General features: G+C 64.4%; 1 protein-coding gene. It reads right to left on the bottom strand.

Annotation, left to right across the window (positions count from 1 at the left end):
* Positions 1 to 1,113: chemotaxis protein CheA (locus tag ABIA96_RS36585; RefSeq protein ID WP_354141727.1), on the bottom strand; the 1,113-nt coding region annotated here is incomplete at both ends.

Raw genomic sequence — 1,113 nt, 5'->3', positions numbered from 1 at the left:
GACGTTCTCCATGGCGACGAGCGGCATCAGCTGCTCGCGGTACTGCACCATGTAGCGGCCGTTGGAGAACTCGATCTTGTCCGACGGAAGCTCTTCCAGGCGGGTGACGAGCCCGAGCGGAACCGCCTTGGGCTGGCTGGAGCCGGCGCGGAAGACGAGGAGCGAGGTGGTCTGCTCGCCACTTCCGACGTGATGCGCCCCATTCTCGTTGGCCATGTCATGGGCCGAGGAGCCGGCGGCGCCGAGCGCCTTGGCAATGCCGTTGGGGTCGATGATCATGATCACCGCGCCATCGCCCAAAATGGTGTTGCCCGAGAACATGTCGATGTGACGCAGCTTGGTCGACATCGGCTTGACCACGATTTCTTCGGTGTGGAACACGCCGTCGACCACGATGCCGAAGGTCTGGTTGCCGACCTGGGTCACCACGATGAAGCCGTTCTCGGGATCGGAGACCGCGCCGTCGTCGATCTTCAAGAGCTTCTTCAGATGGATCAGCGGCAGCAGCTTGTTGCGCAGCCTGAGGACCGCGGTGTCCTTGATGCGCTCGATGCGGTGCTCGCTGTTGGCGCGGGCACGGACCAGCTCGACGACCGAGAGCTGCGGGATGGCAAAGCGGTCGCCGGCGGCCTCCACGATCAGCGCGGAGACGATCGCGAGCGTCAGCGGGATCTTGATGGTGACGGAGGAGCCTTCACCGGCCACCGACTTGATGTCGATGGTACCGCCGATCTGGTCGATATTGGTGCGGACCACGTCCATGCCGACGCCACGGCCGGAGACCGAGGTGATGGCGGCTGCGGTCGAGAAGCCGGGCGCGAAGATGAACTTGTGGATCTGGGCTTCCGACATCTTCTCCAGCTCGGCCTCGGTGACGAGACCGCCAGAGATCGCCTTGGACTTGATCTTCTCGGTGTTCAGCCCGCGGCCGTTGTCGGCGATGCAGATGATGATGTGGCCGCCTTCGTGATAGGCGGAGAGACGGATGGTGCCCTGCTCGCCCTTGCCGTTGGCGGTGCGCTCGGCGGGGGTCTCGAGGCCATGATCGGCGGAGTTGCGCACCATGTGGGTGAGCGGGTCCTTGATCAGGTCGAGCACCTGGCGGTCGAGCTC

Origin of the sequence: Bradyrhizobium sp. LB11.1, assembly GCF_040549385.1 — a bacterium.
In the GTDB taxonomy this organism is placed as follows: Bacteria; Pseudomonadota; Alphaproteobacteria; order Rhizobiales; family Xanthobacteraceae; genus Bradyrhizobium.
Note: the sequence above shows the minus strand (reverse complement) of the source record. Positions and strands in the feature narration are given on the sequence as shown.